The organism is Anaerobacillus sp. 1_MG-2023, from assembly GCF_030547345.1.
Classification (GTDB): domain Bacteria; phylum Bacillota; class Bacilli; order Bacillales; family Guptibacillaceae; genus Guptibacillus; species Guptibacillus hwajinpoensis_B.
The window spans coordinates 1-232 of sequence record NZ_JAUORD010000289.1; the positions used below are offsets into that span (position 1 = coordinate 1).

1 protein-coding gene is annotated in these 232 nt (G+C 58.2%); it reads right to left on the reverse strand.

Translation table 11 applies throughout. The features are described from left to right. On the reverse strand, window positions 1–232 hold a 232-nt coding region (locus Q4550_RS24205), incomplete at both ends, for an aminotransferase class III-fold pyridoxal phosphate-dependent enzyme (RefSeq protein ID WP_303536823.1).

Below are 232 nucleotides of genomic sequence, written 5' to 3' on the forward strand. Positions count from 1 at the left end.
GTCCCGCCGCCGCCGCTACCGGGTTGCCACCAAAAGTGTTGAAGTAACCGGTGTCCTCACAGAAAGCTGCCAGATAATCCGGTCGAGTCGCCATGGCCGCCATCGGAAAGCCATTGCCCATCGGTTTGCCCATGGTAACCAGATCTGGCTGGACGCCATGGTAATCAAAGCCCCAGAAGGCAGCACCAAGGCGGCCAAAACCCGGCTGTACTTCATCGGCAATATACAAGCC